Here is a 12,113-nt window from a genome sequence, read left to right on the forward strand (position 1 = left end):
GACGCGCCAGGGGGACACACCGGGGGGACCCCGGGGGGGTGGTGGGGGGGGGTTCGGGGGGGGGTGGGGGGTTTTGCCCCAGGCGGGAGGGGGGGGGGGGGAAGAGGGGCGGCCCCGGCCCCCAAGGGCCCCGGGACCGATCCTCCCCTTGCTGACCTGGAGCCCCGAGCTCTCAAGGTCATCCCCTTCGGACCGTCTTCCCCGAGCGGCCCGCCTCCCTGTTGAAAGGATCTCCATCGGCAGCGGCGGCCAATCCTTGAGCAAGGTCACTCGAAAGAGCGGTGTTGCCGGCGAGACGCCCGTTTTCGAATGCGGGTTCGATAGTCTGGCCGGGAGCGAAGGGGGTGCATCTCCGGTGGTACAGCGCATCGATGTCACAGGTGCCGACGGCGTACGCCTGGCCGCCTGGGAGTTCCGGGAGCCGCCCGCGGAGCCCCGGAAACCGGCCGTCCTGTTACTGCACGGCCTGATGGGCCGCGCCCTCCACTGGGCCGGCACCGCGCGCTGGCTGGGCGAGCACCACCGCGTCATCGCCCTCGACCAGCGCGGGCACGGCCACAGCAGCCACCCCGCGACCGGACACGCCCCGGCCTCGGTGCCCGCCCCCGGCCCGGACGCCGCCCGGCCCGCGCCCCTGGGCCGCGAGGCCTTCGTCGCCGACGCCGAGGCCGTCATCGAGCAGCTCGGCCTCGGCCCCGTCGTGCTGATCGGCCACTCCATGGGCGCCCTCACCGGCTGGCAGCTCGCCGCCCGCCGCCCCGAGCTGGTCCAGGCCCTGGTCATCTGCGACATGCGGGCCTCCGCGCTGGGCGAGGCCTCGCAGCAGGAGTGGCAGGAGTGGTTCGGCCGCTGGCCGCTGCCCTTCCCCACGCAGGACGCCGCCCGCCGCTGGTTCGGCGAGGACGACCCCCGCGTGGAGCGCCCCGACCCCGGCCGGGGCGCCTTCTTCGCCGAGGTGATGCACGAGGCGCCGGACGGCTGGCGCCCGCTCTTCTCCCGCAGCCAGATGCTGACCGTCCGCGAGACCTGGGTGCACGACGCGCACTGGGAGGAACTGGCCCAGGTCCGCTGCCCCACCCTCGTCGTGCGCGGCCTGGACGGCGAGCTGGGCCGGGCGGAGGCCCAGGAGATGGTCCGCGTCCTCCCGGCCGGCCAGTACGCCGAGATCCCGGACGCCGGGCACTACGTCCACTACGACCAGCCGGCCGCCCTCCGCGCCGCCCTGGAGCCCTTCCTGGAGGGAGTCGCCGTGTCGTAGGGGCGACCGCCGTCCACGCGGGCTGCGTACCGCCCTGCCGCCGGCGGCTTCGGCCCGTCTGCCCGGGGACACCGCCCGGGCCCTCGCCGCCTTCGCGGGGGGCCGTCAGGGCCCGGAACGGCCGCGGGGGGGGGGGGGGGGGGGGGGTCCCCCCCCCCCCCCCCCCCCCCCCCCCCCGCGGCGGCGTGGAGGCGGGTCAGCCCTTGCTGACCGCCGCCAGGATCTCCGGGAGCTTCCGGGCGACCGCCGGGGCCGCCAGGCGCAGGCCCGCCCAGGTGGCGAGGACGCCCCACGCGACGCCGATCGGGAGGGCCAGCAGGCCCAGGACGCCCGGGTCGTCCGCCAGGCTGATGTACACCGTCAGGGCGATCACCGGGGAGCAGATCACCGCGGACGACACCATGCCGCCGGCGAGGCCCATCCAGGCCAGGCCCGCCTGGCCCGGGGCGACGTTCTTGAACGCGCCCTCCGTCGGGATGGAGTACGCGAAGTGCGCCGAGGCCAGCGCGCCCGTGCACAGCATCGACCCCAGCAGGGCCAGCCCCAGGCCCAGGGCGGCCGGGAGGCTGGCCCAGTCGCCCACCAGGGCGGCGGTGGCCACCGTGACCAGGATCGTGTACGGGACGGTGACCAGGGCCAGCGCGCCCGCCCGGGCGCGCAGTTCCCCGTACGCGTCGGCCGGCGTGGAGATGGTCTGGGCGACCATCCAGAACGCGGAGGTGTCCTGCCCGAACTGGTTGTACATCTGGAGGCCGAGCATCCCCGCGCCGAAGCAGGCCAGGTAGACCGAGCCCGTTCCCTGGAGGGCGTTGAAGACGGGCACGATCGCGCCGACCGCCAGCGCCGACACCCACGCGGACTTCGTCTTCGGGTCGCGGACGGCGTAGCGCAGGGTGCGCTGCATGACCGCGCCGGTGCGCCCGCCGGGGAGCAGCGACCAGAAGCCGCCCGCGCCGTTCCGGTCCTTCTCCGGCTTCGCGGCCGCGAGGGTCGAACCGTCGGGGGTGACCATCAGGCTGGTCAGGCTGCGCTCCCAGAACCACAGGAGGGCCACCAGGGCCGCCAGGGTCAGCGCGAGCTGCGCGGCGGCCACGCCGTACGAGCCCCTGCTCGCGGAGTCCACCATCCCGACGGCCGTCGCCGGCGGCAGCCAGCGCACGACCGCCTCGACCGGCTCCAGCGCGGCCAGGCCGCCCTGCTTGAACAGGCTCTGGCTGGCGAAGTTGACGAACTGGGCGCCGATCGCGATCAGCAGGCCGCTGAGCACCGCGAGGTCGCGTCCCTTGCGGCTGGACAGCAGCCGTACGTTCGCCGTGGCGACGGCGCGGGCGAGCGCCACGCAGCCCAGCAGCAGGAGGGGGGCGCCGAGCACGGCCGCGGTGATGCCGGCCGGGCCGTGCACGACCGCGGCCACCGAGCCGGCGGCGATGCACAGCGTGAACAGCGGGCCGGTGCCGATCAGCGAGGAGGCCAGCAGGGCCCGTACGAGCGGACGCGGGCGCAGCGGCAGCATCACCAGCCGGCTCGGGTCGAGCGTCTCGTCCCCGGTGGGGAAGAAGAGCGGCATCACGGTCCAGCTGAGCGCGAGGATCGCGCCGAGCAGGACGACCACCGTGCCGGCGTGGACGTGGCCGTGGAGCATGGCCAGGCACAGGGTGACGAACAGGGAGAACAGCAGCGAGATCACCAGGCTGGTGATCCAGACGGCCTTGCGCTTCGAGGAGCCCTTGAGGCCGTTGCGTATCAGGGAGAGCTTCAGCCGCACGAACAGCGAGGTGACGGACGCCCCGGACGCCCCGGTGGCCGTGGTGTTGGCGGCGGTGGCGGTGGCGGTCATCGTGCGCCGCCGAGCCAGTCGAGGGAGTCACCGGCGGCCTGGTCGCGGGCGCCGACGAGTTCGAGGAAGGCGGCCTGCAGGGAGGGCGCGGAGCCGCGTACGTCGGCCAGCGGGCCGGCGGCGCGGATCTGTCCGCCCGCCATGACGGCCACCCAGTCGCAGAGCGACTCGACGAGCTCCATCACGTGGGAGGAGAAGACGACGGTGGCGCCGGAGGCGGTGTAACGCTCCAGCACGCCGCGGATGGTCTGCGCCGACACCGGGTCCACGCCTTCGAACGGCTCGTCCAGGAAGAGGACTTCGGGGTTGTGCAGCAGGGCGGCGGCGAGGCCGATCTTCTTGCGCATGCCCGTGGAGTAGTCGACGACCAGCTTGTGCTGGGAGCCCGCGAGGTCCAGCACGTCCAGCAGCTGGGTGGCCCGCTTGTCGGTCTCCTCGCCCGGCAGCCCGCGCAGCCGGCCCATGTAGCCGAGGAGTTCACGGCCCGAGAGCCGTTCGAACATGCGCAGCCCCTCGGGCAGGACGCCGATGCGGGACTTCACCTCGACCGGGTCGGTCCACACGTCGTGCCCGGCGACGATCACCCGGCCCATGTCCGGGCGCAGCAGCCCGGTCACCATGGACAGCGTGGTCGTCTTCCCGGCGCCGTTCGGTCCGACGAGTCCGACGAAGCGGCCGGCCGGCAGCTCCAGGTCGATTCCCCCGACGGCCACTTGCTCGCCGAACCGCTTCCACAGTCCCTCTACCCGTACGGCGGCCACGGGCTGCGCGGGTCGCGCGCCCCCACCCGTACCGCCCGTACCGCCCGCCGCATAACCCTGGTCCGGCATGCGCCTGCCTCTCGTCCTGTTCCCCGTGGTCGTACTTTCCTCACAATAGGAGGAAGGGAGGAGGCGGCAGCAGTTACGAATGTCATGAACTTGCGGACACATCCGTCAGCGGCCGCGGACGGAGAATCCGCAGGTCACGCCTTGCGGCGGCTCCGGGCCGCGGCCGCCTCGCTGCCGCAGGCGTACGCGAGGGCGTCGATGAGCTCCTCGGTGTCCGGCAGCCAGCGGTTCGCCGGCGTGGGCTTGCGGGCCCACTGCACCGGACCCTTGCCGCCGAAGCGGGTCGGCGGGGCGGCCACGTACTGGCCCTCGCCCCGCGTGACGAGGTCGATGGCGTGCGGCAGCCAGCCCAGCTTGCGCACCAGGTCCGGCACCTTCGCCCCGGCGCCCGGCAGGACGAAGAACAGCATCCGGTGGTCGGGGGTCAGCGCGACCGGCCCCAGCGTGCGTTCGGTGCGCTCCAGCCGCGCCAGGGCCAGGAACCCGGCGGATTCCGGTACGTCGAGGGCGTCGAAGGTACGGCCCGTCGGCATCAGGATCGAGGCGCCGGGGTGCTTGCCCCAGATCCGCCGCACGCCCACCGCGCTGCCCGAGGCCAGCGACTGCCAGTCCTTGACCGCCGGGTGCGCGCCGGGCGCGGGGCAGTCCGCCGCTCCGCAGGAGCACACCTCCCGGCCGTCGCCGGGCTCCAGCCACGTGCCGGCGAAGACGTCCCAGTGCCGTTCTTCCACGTACCGCACGGCATGGTCCAGCAGCTGATCCCCGCGCTGCTGGGGGATGGGCGCGGCTTCCGTGACTGTGATGGTCTCTTCCACGCCCATCACAACTGCGCGGGTCACGGCGGGTTACGGGCGTAAACCAGCCGGTGGGCGCTGCATCGATCCTGCATACGGGGCGCACGGGTGCATGGGCGGGGGCGCGTGGGAGGCCGGGGCGCGGTCGTTGGGTAACGACACGTCGCAGAGCGGAAGATTCTCGGCACTTCAGGCGGGAACTGATCATTCCAACGATCACCCGCGGCCTTTGGGGGTTTTCATGGCAGCCAGGCCTCTCGTAGCGCGTCAGCCGAACGAACGGTTGCAGGCGCTCATCCAGGAAGCCGGGTGCTCCAACGCCGGGCTCGCACGGCGCGTCAACATGTGCGGGGCCGAGCACGGCCTCGACCTCCGCTACGACAAGACCTCGGTGGCCCGCTGGCTGCGCGGCCAGCAGCCGCGCGGCCGGGCGCCGGGGATCATCGCCGAGGCCCTCGGCCGCAAACTGGGCCGGACCGTCACCATCGACGAGATCGGCATGGCCAACGGGAAGAACCTCGCCTCCGGCGTGGGCCTGCAGTTCTCCCCGACCGTCATCGGAGCCATCGAGCAGGTCTGCGAGCTGTGGCGCAGCGACGTGGGGCGCCGCGACTTCCTGTCCGGGTCGAGCGTGGCGGCCTCCGCCCTGGTCGAGCCGAGCCGGGACTGGCTGATCACCGGCGCCGACCCGCAGGTGGCGCGCAGCGGCGGCGCGCGCGTCGGGATGTCGGACGTGGAGGCGGTGCGGGCGACCACCGAGGCCCTGACCGAACTCGACCACCGGTTCGGCAGCGGGCACGTGCGGCCGGTGGTGGTGCACTACCTGAACTCCGTGGTGTCGGGGCTGATCGCGGGCTCGTACCGGGAGCCGGTCGGGCGGGCGCTGTTCGCGGCGGTGGCCCGGCTCACGGAACTCGCCGGGTACATGGCGGTCGACACCGGTCAGCCGGGTCTGGCCCAGCGGTACTACATCCAGGCCCTGCGGATGGCGCAGGCGGCGGGCGACCGGGCGTACGGGGGCTACGTACTGGCCGCGTCGATGAGCCACCTCGCCGCCGAGCTCGGGAACCCGAGGGAGATCGCGCAGCTGGCCCGGGCCGCGCAGGAGGGCACGCGCGGGCAGGTCACTCCGCGGGTGGAGGCGATGTTCTACGCCGCCGAGGCGCGCGGGCACGCGCTGCTCGGGGACGCCCGGGCCGCGGGGGTGCTGTCGGGGCGGGCGGTGACGGCGCTGGAGCGGGCCGAGCCGGAGTCGGGGGACGACCCGGTGTGGATCCGGCACTTCGACCAGGCCTACCTGGCGGACGAACTGGCCCACTGCCACCGGGACCTGGGGCAGGCCGACGCGGCGGGCAGGCGTGCCGAGGAGGCCCTGCGGCACCTGCCGGCGGCGAAGGCGCGCCGCCGGGCCATCGGGCTGCTGCTGCTGGCGGCGTCGCAGGTGCAGCAGCGGGAGGTGGAGCAGGCCTGCCAGACGGCGACGAACGCCGCCGAGCTGCTGGGTTCGCTGCGCTCGCGGCGGGGCGCGGAGTACCTGGACGACTTCCGGGCGCGGCTGGAGCCGTTCCGGGAGGAACCGGCGGTGAGGGAGTTCGGGGCGAGGCTGGAGGTTCGGGCGGCCTGACGTGATCACGGCGTGACCGGGTAGCGTGATCCGACGTTCCGTGCATTCGGACGAGTCGGAGAAGGCAGAAGGAGTCCCGGTGACGGAGAACGGACAAGGGGGCGTCCCCCAGCCCGGGACGCCGCATCAGGCACAGCCGGCGCCGGCTCCCGGCTACCCGCAGCAGCCCGGGCCGCAGGCCGGGGAGGCCTGGGGCACGCCGCCGTCGTACGGTTTCCCGCCCGGGCAGGACCCGCAGGCGGGGCAGGAGTACTCCGGTCCGTACGACTCCGCGTACGAGCCGCCGCCGCAGTCCGGGCAGCCCGCGTACGGGTATCCGCCGCCGGCCGGCCACGTGGTCGGCCCCGGCTTCGAGGGGCCGGGGGACCCGCACGGCTACGGCTACCCGCCGCTGCCGGACGCGGCGACGCAGTACATCCCGCCGGTGCGGGCGGCGGAGCACGAGCAGGCGACCCAGTACGTCCCGCAGGTCCAAGCGGCCGCGCACGAGCAGGCGACCCAGTACGTCCCGCAGGTCCCGGCGGCCGCGCACGAGCAGGCGACCCAGTACATCGCCCCGGTCCCGGCGGGTCCGGGGGAGCTCCACGAGCAGGCGACCCAGTACGTCCCGCAGGTCCAGGCGGCCCCGTACGAGCAGGCGACCCAGTACATCGCCCCGGTCCCGGCGGGCGCCGACGACGCGGCGACCCAGTACATCCCGCCCGTCGCGGCCGCCGGTCTGCACGAGCAGGCCACGCAGCACATGGCCCAGGTCCCGGCCGCCGCGGCCGAGGCGGCGACGCAGTACATCCCGCCCGTCCCCGGCGGTGCGGCCCCGGCGGCGGGTGCCGCCGAGGGCTTCGACGCGCTGTTCCGGGCCGACGGCGACGCCGGTGCCGCCGGGCACACCCAGCAGCTGCCGCCGGTCCAGGACCCGGGCCCCCGCCGGACCCCGCCGCCGCAGCAGTACGGGCCCCGCCGGTCCGCCCGGCAGCCGCACCCCGCCCAGCAGCCCCAGCCGCCGCAGCAGGCCCAGCAGTACGCGCCCCCGCCGCCGGCGCCCGCGCGCCGGATCCCGCCCGCCGTCATCGCGGCGGCCGTCTTCGGGCTGGTCGTGGCCGGGCTCGGGGTGGGCGCCATGCTCAGCGACGGCAAGGCGCAGAACACCGACCCGGGCGCGGTGGCCCCCGCCGCCAGCGGTTCCGCCAATTCGGGTGCGGCACCCGGCGGGGAGGCGGTGGACCCGGCCCGCCCGCAGGCCGTCCAGCTCGACAAGCTGCTCGCGGACGCCAGCGACAGCCGGACCACGGTGATCAAGGCCGTGGACGACATCAAGGACTGCAGGAACCTGGGCCAGGCGGCCCAGGACCTGCGCGAGGCCGCCCGGCAGCGCGAGGGGCTGGTCACCCGGCTCCAGGAGCTCAAGATCGACCTGCTCCCGAACAACGCCCGTCTGTCGGCCGCGCTGACCAAGGCCTGGAAGGCGTCCGCGGACGCCGACAACAGCTACGCGGCCTGGGCGGACGACGTGAGCCGCGACAAGGGCGCCTGCAAGGACGACAAGGACGACAAGGACGACCGGGACGGCAAGGCCAAGGTGACGGACGACGCGCAGGACGGCAACAGGTCCAGCGCCGAGGCCACCAGGGCGAAGGAGTCGGCGGCGACCATGTGGAACACGATCGCCGCCAAGTACGGCCTCACGAAGCGGGACAAGACCCAGCTGTGACGCCGGGCCGCCCCGCCCGGGCGGTCAGGCCGAGCGGGGGGCCTGCTCCAGGGTCGGGGTCATGTCGAGATTCTGCTCGCCGACCTGGGCGACGAGCCGGCCGGACTGCACGGTCTGGAAGCTGACCCGGCCGTTGACCAGGCGCGGGAACCCGGCCACGGCGCGCATGTCCTGGTAGCGCCAGCTGAGCTCGGGGGTGAGGTTGCCGGTCTGGACGCCAGGGGACTGGTTGAGGGCGCGGGTCAGCTTGCGGCCGGTGATCTCCTCGTCGCTCTCGAACCGCTGGACGATCTGGTTGAGGACGCTGTACGCGATCCAGGTGGTCTGGGCCCCGCTGTCGTCGGGGTCCACGTGGTCGTCGCCGAAGGCCTGCTCGCTGATCACCTTGCGCATCGGCGCCCACAGCGGGTCGGTCGACACGGGGTACCAGCTGGTGACGTAGGCGCCCTCGAAGGGGCTCTCCTTGCCGCCGGTGCGGTCGACGAGGGCCTGGCTGATGCTGCCGAGGACGGAGGAGATCTGCGTCCTGCGCTGGTTGTCGACGCGGCGGAAGGCGTCGAAGAAGATCTCGGTGCGCTCGCCGAGGACGGCCGTCACGCAGCTCCGGTCCTTGCCGGGCTCCTTGGGGGCGTCCTTCGCCGGGTCGGCGGCCGGGGTCTTCGCCGCCTTCGGGTCCTTGGCGGCGGGCGCGGTCGGCGGGGTGGTGGCCGGGGTGGTGGTCGCGGGGGTCGTGGCCGGGGTGCTGCCGGGGGCGGCGGAGGGGGCGCCGCTCAGCGCCTCGCGGGCCTGCGGCTTGAAGTCGGCGGAGTCCTCGGCGGCGCGGATGTCGGAGGCCTCCGGCATGCCGTTGGCCTTGAGGCCCGCGTTGAGCAGGACCGGCATGGTGTCGCCCGCGAGGGTGTCCGGGCGGACCAGGGAGACCTGGGAGCAGGCCTTGCCGAGCTGGTGGCCGGCTCCGGCGAGCAGTGCGGGCTGGCCGCCGTTGACGGGGTAGGACAGGGTGCTCTGGAACTCCTCCGGGGACACCCCGTAGCCGCCGATGAACGGGATCCCCTCGGCCTCCAGCGGGGCCATGAAGGCGCGCCCGTGCTGGCTGTAGGAGCCGACGACCGCCGCGGCCTTCTCGGTGATGGCCTTGCGGGCGCAGTCGGCGGCGCCGGTGGGGGTGTTCTTCTCGTTGCAGGTGATGACGCGCAGTTTGCGGCCCTTTATGCCGCCGTTGGCGTTCACCCAGCGCTCGTACGCCTTGGCCATGCCGGGCATACCGGGCATGTTGGTCGCCTTGGTTTCCATGGGTGCGAAGGTCATGACCGTGAGGGTGTCCCCGGAGCCCCCCGAGCCACCGGGGACCACCCCGCACGCGGTGATGAGACACGCGCCTGTCGCCGTGGCAATGAGCAGGCGGGACAGGGGAGTTGCGCGTCGGTGATTGGTCATGTCCACCGACCCTTCCGCCCCGCGGGTAACTCGGCGATGAGATGGACACAACAAACGGTGACGCCCAGGTGAATTGCGGGGGCCGGGTCACCCGCAGGTGCTTCAAGATCGCACCACGGGGGAACGTACGATCGAAAGCGTGACATTCGCCCAAGGTTCGAAGAACTCTTCCCGCCGCGGCGGCCGCTCCTCCACCATGGGCGGCATGCCCCTCAACGACATGCCGTGGTGGCGCTGGCGCGGCAACGTGCGCTCGGCGCTGCACATGCTTTCCGACCCGGTCTTCCAGCAGGAGGTCTGGCTGGCGGGCGCCGAAGGGTACGGCGACGTCACCGACGCCGTGTACCGGCTCGTCGAGGACACCTGGCTCGACAGCTGGTCCGCCGACAAGTACATCGGCACGATCTTCCGCGACGCCCAGGAAGCGGCCCTCGTCGACCACGCCGTGCTGCGCGTGCTGCGGATCCTGCACCAGGTCGGCCCCGACGCGCCCGTGGCCGCGTACCTCGGGCACCAGGACTGGCCCGACGCCGTCCGGGCGGCGCGCGAGGCGCACGTACGGATGTCGGTGGCGGACGGGGAGGACCCGGACGAGCGGCCGAGCTCGGTCGACGTGCTGAAAACGCTGACCCGCGTGGTGTGAAAGGCTGTGCCGTCATGAGCGCACACCCACAGCCCAAGGCCGCAGCTCCGGCCCAGGCCCAGTACGTCCTGACCGTCTCCTGCCCCGACAAGCAGGGCATCGTCCACGCCGTGTCGAGCTACCTCTTCATGACCGGCTGCAACATCGTGGACAGCCAGCAGTTCGGAGACCGGGAGACCGGACTCTTCTTCATGCGGGTGCACTTCGAGGCCGAGGCCGCGGTGACGCTGGAGAAGCTGCGCGCGAGCTTCGCCGCGATCGGGGACTCCTTCCGGATGGACTGGCAGATCCACCGCTCGGACGAGCGGATGCGGATCGTGCTGATGGTGTCGAAGTTCGGGCACTGCCTGAACGACCTGCTGTTCCGCTCCCGGATCGGCGCGCTGCCCGTGGAGATCGCGGCGGTGGTCTCGAACCACACCGACTTCGCCGAGCTGGTCGGCACCTACGACATCCCGTTCGTGCACATCCCGGTCACCAAGGAGACCAAGGCGGACGCGGAGGCGCGGCTGCTGGAGCTGGTGCGCGAGCAGAACGTCGAGCTGGTGGTGCTCGCCCGGTACATGCAGGTGCTGTCGGACACCCTGTGCAAGGAGCTGAGCGGGCGGATCATCAACATCCACCACTCCTTCCTGCCGAGCTTCAAGGGCGCGAAGCCGTACCACCAGGCGCACGCGCGCGGTGTGAAGCTGATCGGCGCCACCGCCCACTACGTGACGGCTGACCTCGACGAGGGCCCGATCATCGAGCAGGAGGTCGAGCGGGTCGGCCACGAGGTCACCCCGGACCAGCTGGTCGCCATCGGGCGCGACGTGGAGTGCCAGGCGCTGGCACGGGCCGTGAAGTGGCACAGCGAGCACCGGGTGCTGCTCAACGGCTCGCGCACCGTCGTCTTCGCGTAGCCCGCGCCGTGCCGGGGCACGCCCGCGGGCGTGCCCCGGGTGCGACCAGGGGGTGTCCGGCGGATCATGGCCGAGCCGCCCCTGATCCGCCGCCGGACACCCCTAGCCGGCGGCGACCCAGCCGCCCAGCCGGTTCACCTGGGTGCGGTCGGCCAGGGCCATCGCGTCGGTGGAGCCCAGCAGCTCGGGCGGCAGGTAGCCGGAGCGGACGCCGGGCTCCCACCGGTGCGTCTGGACGGCGAGGGCGGCCAGGGCCAGCGGGCCCAGCGGCAGCAGGGTCCGGGGCGCCGGATCGGCCTCGGCCGCCGCGCTCTCGCGGTGGGCGGTGAGGCGGTCCGCGAGGGCCGTCTCGAAGGCCGTCCGGTCGTCGTCGAGGAGTACGCGCAGCAGCCGCTGGTCCGCGGTGAGCGGTCCGGCGGCGTCCAGCCCGGCGGCCGCCGCGGCCCGCGTGGCGGCGTCCGGCTTGCACAGGGGCACGGTCGGCCAGCCGCTGGGCAGGTGACTGGTGCTCTCGGTGAGGTAGCCGCACAGGGCGTCCATCGCGGCGAGGTCCGCGGGCTCCGAGTGCGAGGTGTGGGGCGAGTACGGCACCCCGTCGCGGACGGCGCGCGCGTAGTCGCTGCGCAGCACCAGGCCGACGGCCTTGCCCCAGTCCCACACCAGGCCGCTGACCACGCTGGTCTCGAAGGCGTCGAGCCAGGTCCGGGCGTCGGGGGCCGAGGTGACGGAGCTCCGGAAGTCGAGGTCCTCGCTGCTGAGCGTCTCGCCGATCAGCGGGAGCGGGACCTCCTGGTCGCCGTTCGGGAAGCAGCCGACGGAGAGGGCGCCGAGGGCGCACTGCGCGGCGGTGTGCAGGGCGGTGCGGGCCTCCTCGCCGAGCCGGCCGCCCTCGGTGGTGCGGGCGGCGACGTGGTCGAGGAGCTCCCCGGACAGGCTCCGCAACCGCTCGGGGGAGGGGTCGGATTCCAGGCGGCCGTGGTGCATCCACGTCAGCAGGACGACGTCCTGGAGGGCCTGGGCCGTCCGCTCCTCCCCCACCGCGTGCCGTTCCACTTCTCGTACGTCCTGCATGCCGAGCCG

General features: G+C 73.6%; 10 protein-coding genes. 5 read left to right on the forward strand and 5 right to left on the reverse strand.

The genetic code is table 11. The annotated features are described in order from the left end of the window. Positions 1-355: 355 nt before the first annotated feature. The gene (locus AC069X_RS19845) at positions 356-1,258 is read left to right on the forward strand and encodes an alpha/beta fold hydrolase (protein ID WP_478729907.1); all 903 of its coding nucleotides are present in this window, start codon (positions 356-358) and stop codon (positions 1,256-1,258) included. A gap of 196 nt (positions 1,259-1,454) precedes the next feature. On the opposite strand, the gene AC069X_RS19850 is transcribed toward AC069X_RS19845, so the two are convergent. The 3 genes from AC069X_RS19850 to AC069X_RS19860 all read right to left on the reverse strand — a co-directional run bounded on the left by AC069X_RS19850 (position 1,455) and on the right by AC069X_RS19860 (position 4,746). Next, positions 1,455-3,095 (reverse strand): transporter, encoded by a 1,641-nt coding sequence (locus AC069X_RS19850; RefSeq protein WP_478729908.1) that lies wholly within the window; start codon positions 3,093-3,095, stop codon positions 1,455-1,457. Next, positions 3,092-3,925, reverse strand: coding sequence for an ABC transporter ATP-binding protein (locus AC069X_RS19855; protein WP_478729909.1), 834 nt, complete (start codon positions 3,923-3,925; stop codon positions 3,092-3,094). The genes AC069X_RS19850 and AC069X_RS19855 overlap by 4 nt, the downstream gene beginning before the upstream one ends. A 134-nt stretch (positions 3,926-4,059) precedes the next feature. Then, the gene (locus AC069X_RS19860; protein ID WP_478730090.1) at positions 4,060-4,746 is read right to left on the reverse strand and encodes a bifunctional DNA primase/polymerase; all 687 of its coding nucleotides are present in this window, start codon (positions 4,744-4,746) and stop codon (positions 4,060-4,062) included. A 214-nt stretch (positions 4,747-4,960) separates the two neighbouring features. Between AC069X_RS19860 and AC069X_RS19865 the strand changes: the two genes are divergently transcribed. Further along, positions 4,961-6,343: a transcriptional regulator gene (locus AC069X_RS19865; protein ID WP_478729910.1), complete on the forward strand. Its 1,383-nt coding sequence runs from the start codon at positions 4,961-4,963 to the stop codon at positions 6,341-6,343. A 79-nt stretch (positions 6,344-6,422) separates the two neighbouring features. Next, positions 6,423-8,051 (forward strand): hypothetical protein, encoded by a 1,629-nt coding sequence (locus tag AC069X_RS19870; RefSeq protein WP_478729911.1) that lies wholly within the window; start codon positions 6,423-6,425, stop codon positions 8,049-8,051. A gap of 24 nt (positions 8,052-8,075) precedes the next feature. Here the strand turns inward: AC069X_RS19870 and AC069X_RS19875 are convergent, their stop codons facing one another. Then, positions 8,076-9,488 (reverse strand): ABC transporter substrate-binding protein, encoded by a 1,413-nt coding sequence (locus AC069X_RS19875; RefSeq protein ID WP_478729912.1) that lies wholly within the window; start codon positions 9,486-9,488, stop codon positions 8,076-8,078. Between the two features lie 196 nt (positions 9,489-9,684). Here AC069X_RS19875 and AC069X_RS19880 point away from each other — a divergent pair, with 196 nt between their 5' ends. Together AC069X_RS19880 and purU are read left to right on the forward strand one after the other, a co-directional pair. After that, positions 9,685-10,131: an SCO4402 family protein gene (locus tag AC069X_RS19880; protein WP_478730091.1), complete on the forward strand. Its 447-nt coding sequence runs from the start codon at positions 9,685-9,687 to the stop codon at positions 10,129-10,131. Between the two features lie 14 nt (positions 10,132-10,145). Continuing rightward, positions 10,146-11,033, forward strand: coding sequence for a formyltetrahydrofolate deformylase (gene purU, locus AC069X_RS19885; protein ID WP_478729913.1), 888 nt, complete (start codon positions 10,146-10,148; stop codon positions 11,031-11,033). A gap of 102 nt (positions 11,034-11,135) precedes the next feature. Here purU and AC069X_RS19890 read toward each other — a convergent pair whose 3' ends face one another. After that, positions 11,136-12,104: an Imm49 family immunity protein gene (locus tag AC069X_RS19890; protein ID WP_478729914.1), complete on the reverse strand. Its 969-nt coding sequence runs from the start codon at positions 12,102-12,104 to the stop codon at positions 11,136-11,138. Positions 12,105-12,113 lie beyond the last annotated feature (9 nt).

It is taken from the genome of Streptomyces sp. NPDC043896, from assembly GCF_056435605.1.

What these genes read in the sequence shown, in the direction of transcription:
- AC069X_RS19850 (WP_478729908.1), bottom strand. Translation starts at nt 3,095, where the DNA reads ATGACCGCCACCGCCACCGCCGCCAACACCACGGCCACCGGGGCGTCC.
- AC069X_RS19855 (WP_478729909.1), bottom strand. Translation starts at nt 3,925, where the DNA reads ATGCCGGACCAGGGTTATGCGGCGGGCGGTACGGGCGGTACGGGTGGG.
- AC069X_RS19860 (WP_478730090.1), bottom strand. Translation starts at nt 4,746, where the DNA reads ATGGGCGTGGAAGAGACCATCACAGTCACGGAAGCCGCGCCCATCCCC.
- AC069X_RS19865 (WP_478729910.1), top strand. Translation starts at nt 4,961, where the DNA reads ATGGCAGCCAGGCCTCTCGTAGCGCGTCAGCCGAACGAACGGTTGCAG.
- AC069X_RS19875 (WP_478729912.1), bottom strand. Translation starts at nt 9,488, where the DNA reads ATGACCAATCACCGACGCGCAACTCCCCTGTCCCGCCTGCTCATTGCC.
- AC069X_RS19880 (WP_478730091.1), top strand. Translation starts at nt 9,685, where the DNA reads ATGGGCGGCATGCCCCTCAACGACATGCCGTGGTGGCGCTGGCGCGGC.
- purU (WP_478729913.1), top strand. Translation starts at nt 10,146, where the DNA reads ATGAGCGCACACCCACAGCCCAAGGCCGCAGCTCCGGCCCAGGCCCAG.
- AC069X_RS19890 (WP_478729914.1), bottom strand. Translation starts at nt 12,104, where the DNA reads ATGCAGGACGTACGAGAAGTGGAACGGCACGCGGTGGGGGAGGAGCGG.